This window comes from Gluconacetobacter entanii, assembly GCF_013155425.1.
GTDB lineage: Bacteria > Pseudomonadota > Alphaproteobacteria > Acetobacterales > Acetobacteraceae > Novacetimonas > Novacetimonas entanii.
Genome location: NZ_JABJWD010000033.1, coordinates 1 through 3,563, shown reverse-complemented (window position 1 = coordinate 3,563; position 3,563 = coordinate 1). Strand labels below are relative to the sequence as shown.

The window sequence follows — 3,563 nt, the reverse complement described above, 5'->3', positions numbered from 1 at the left end:
CCCTCCCACTCCGCTGGGGCTGCCCCCGGCCTGCGGGCCACCTTCCATCTCCTGAACTCACGCGCTGCCGCGCGTCCATACGGGCGTGCGCGTCTTTCGTTTTCCTGTTCAGGACATGAAAAGTGACTTCCATGAAAAAAACGGCCCCCCCCCTCGTGGTGGCCGCAGGCGGCTGCATGCTGGCGGCCTCCCTGCACCCGCTGGGCGCGCGCGCCCAGACAACCGTGACCCTGCCCGGCCTCTCGATCGAGGATACGGCGGACAGCACCCCCATGGGCGACCGCCTGCTTTCAGCGGCGTCCCCTTCCGCCACGCAGCGCACGGCGGCCAGCCTGAGCAGCCCCGATGCCGCCAGCCTGTTTCGCAACCAGCCCGGTGTCAGCACGTATTCCGCAGGCGGGCTGGCCTCGCTGCCCGTGCTCAACGGCATGGCCGATGACCGCGTGGCCACCGTGGTCGATGGCGTGCGCATCGCCTCGGGCTGCCCCAACCACATGAACCCTGCCCTGTCCTTCATCGACCCCGACAGCGTGGACACCGCCACCGCCATCGCGGGCATAACCCCCGTGAGCATGGGCGGCGACAGCACCGGCGGCACGATCGATGTCGAGCGCAAGGACCCGCAGTTTGCGAGGCATGGCAAGGTGCTCGTGACCGGGCATGTCACCGGCACCTATCGCAGCAATGGCGGCGGGTATGGCGCCTCGGGCAGCCTGACGGTGGCCAATGACACGTTCAGCCTGCGCTACAATGCCTCCTACGCGCAGGCGGGTGATTATGAAGGTGGCGGGGATGCGGGGCTGGTGCGCTCGACAAGCTACCTGACCTACAACCATGCCGTGACCTTTGGCGTGCACAAGGGCAACCATCTGCTGGCCCTGACCTTTGGCCAGCAGGACACCCCGCATGAAGGGTTTGCCAACCAGTACATGGACATGACGAACAACCGCTCCACCTTCGTCAACGGCAAGTATCTCGGCACGTTCGACTGGGGCGAGCTTGAGGCCCGGGGCTACTGGCAGCGCGAGGACCACGCCATGGACTTCCTGCCCGACCGCGCCAAGACCACCCACATGCCCATGAACACCAATGCCCGCATGGCCGGCTACAGCATCAAGGCCACCATCCCCCTGGCGGAAGGCCAGACCCTGCGGCTGGGCAGTTCGTTCGACCATTCCGGCCTCAATGACTGGTGGCCGCCGGTTGCGGGCAGCATGATGATGGGGCCGGACACCTATCACAGCATCAATAACGGCCACCGCGACCGGCTGGGCCATTTTGTGGAATGGGAGGCCGCCTGGACCCCGCGCGTGACCACGCTGCTGGGCTTTCGCAATGACCTGGTCATGATGAATACCGGCCCGGTATCGGGCTATTCATCGACCATGAGCATGATGAACATGGCCAACATCAACGCGGCCAATGCCTTCAACACCACCGACCGGGGCCGGACGGATGTGAACTTCGATGTCACCGCCCTGGTGCGCTGGAAGCCACGCCGCGACCTGACCATCGAGGGCGGCTATGCCCGCAAGACCCGCTCGCCCAACCTGTACGAGCGCTATGCCTGGGGCCGCTCGGCCATGGTCACGAGCATGATCAACTGGTTTGGCGATGGCAACGGCTACGTGGGCAACCCCGACCTCAAGCCCGAGGTCGCCAATACCGCCTCCATCACCGCTGACTGGCATGACCCCGATGGCGACCGGTGGGACCTCAAGGTCCAGCCCTACTACACCTACACCCACGACTACATAAACGCCTACCGCCTTGCCAGCGCGAGGCAGTTCTACACGCTGGGCTTTGCCAACCATAATGCCCAGAGCTACGGCATCAACGGATCGGGCAATTACCGGCTGTGGCAGAATGCCCGCTTTGGCCGGGGCGAGATCGTGGCCAACCTCAACTGGGTGCGCGGGCAGGACCTGACCAATGGCGCGGGGCTGTACCACCAGATGCCCACCAATGGCAGCGTCACGCTGAACGAACGGTGGAAGAACTGGAGCGGCCGGGTCGAGATGACCTTCGTCAAGGCCAAGGACACGGTGGACTGGGTGCGCAACGAACCCCGCACCCCCGGCTATGCCCTGCTGGGGCTGGGCGGGCAGTATCACTGGCGCTACATGACGCTCGATGCCAGCATCGACAACGTGCTGAACCAGAAATACGAACTGCCGCTGGGCGGCTGGTCGCTGGCCGATTACGCCGCCACCGGCAGCCTGCGCGCCCTGCCCGGCATGGGGCGGTCGTTCAATGTGAGCCTGACGGCGAGCTTCTGATCTGAGCGGGGCGGTCCATCAGGAGGTGCCCGTCCCGCCTTCCCCGCCCTGTGTTTCCGCCGTGACGGGGCGGGCGGGTGCACGGCCCGGCGCCATCTGGCCAAACCAGGCCAGCACCGGGCGCAGGCAGATGCCAAACATGATCAGTCCCGCCACGACGCCTGCCGCCGCAGCCCCCTCAAGCCGCCACAGCCGGGTCATGCCATAAACCAGCGGCAGGTAGGTCAGGGTCACGATGATGCGGGTACGGAGCACGCGCGAGACCTGGCCGATCACGGTCAGCAGTGGTTCGAGCGGCACGATGCCCAGGCCCAGCACGGCGCTGCCCAGCATGAGCATGATCAGGTGGCGGCCACCATGCCAGTGCACATGCAGCATCCATGTCAGCAGGATGTTGCCCATCAGCATCGCCACCCCCATGAGGGCGATGGAAAAACCACCAATCGTGAGGAAAAGCTGCACGGTCACGCGCTTGATGCCGTACCAGTCCTGCCTGTCACGCAGGCGGATGAATTCGGGGTACAGGGCGGGCACCATGAGCTGGGCCGGCTTGGCAATGCCCTCGCCAATCTGGCGCGAGACGCGATAGACGGCGGCATCGGCCGGACCCAGCAGGCCGCCGACGAGCAGCGTGCCGAACTGGTTGAAAACCGAACTCAGCACATGGTTGTCACTGGTGGAAAGGGTGAAGCGCCAGATGCCCGGCGCATCGCCCTCCGCCAGGCGGGCAAACGGATTGAAGCGGATGCCGCCCGCCAGCCGCAGTTGCAGCAGGCCCAGCCCGGTGCTGGTGGTGAACATGGCCAGTTGTGTCATGCTCCACACCAGCAGGTAATAATCCAGCCCCATATGATACAGGAAGCCCAGCCCCGACCCCACGGTGCGCACCAACGTGCCCGACAGGTCAACCAGCATGTTGAGCCAGAAGGAATTGCACAGCCGGAACACCCCCGCCGACCATGAAAAATTCATGAACGCGATGGTGGTCATGTACAGCATCGCCGCCCCCTGGTCGGCTGCGGGCCAGCCCATGGCCGTGCCGAACAGCGCCACGCCCAGCGTGCCCACCAGCCAGCCCACCCCGCCACTGAGGTAGTCGGCCCGCACGCAGAACGCCAGCACGCGCGAGAACTGCGCCCGCCTGCCATTGGTGAAGGGATCGGTGCCATAATGCAGCAGCGGCTGCCATGACTGCAGGTGGAGGGTTCGAAAAACCCTCTGGTATTGAGGTCTGCTCTGTGATTCCATTTTCCTTGCGTTGATTGGAGTATGGATCATGAAGCA

The 3,563-nt window shown here is 65.0% G+C and carries 2 protein-coding genes; one reads left to right on the top strand and one right to left on the bottom strand.

Annotated elements, in window-relative coordinates; genetic code table 11:
• The first annotated feature begins 176 nt into the window (after positions 1 to 176).
• A complete protein-coding gene (locus HNH97_RS06340) occupies positions 177 to 2,279 on the top strand; it encodes a TonB-dependent receptor (protein WP_110560079.1) in 2,103 nt (700 codons plus the stop codon).
• Between the two features lie 18 nt (positions 2,280 to 2,297).
• Here the strand turns inward: HNH97_RS06340 and HNH97_RS06335 are convergent, their stop codons facing one another.
• The gene (locus HNH97_RS06335) at positions 2,298 to 3,527 is read right to left on the bottom strand and encodes a lipopolysaccharide biosynthesis protein (RefSeq protein WP_239021570.1); all 1,230 of its coding nucleotides are present in this window, start codon (positions 3,525 to 3,527) and stop codon (positions 2,298 to 2,300) included.
• Positions 3,528 to 3,563 lie beyond the last annotated feature (36 nt).

Bases quoted from the DNA above. Each gene is read 5' to 3' on its own strand.
- HNH97_RS06340 (WP_110560079.1), top strand. From the start codon at position 177: ATGCTGGCGGCCTCCCTGCACCCGCTGGGCGCGCGCGCCCAGACAACC.
- HNH97_RS06335 (WP_239021570.1), bottom strand. From the start codon at position 3,527: ATGGAATCACAGAGCAGACCTCAATACCAGAGGGTTTTTCGAACCCTC.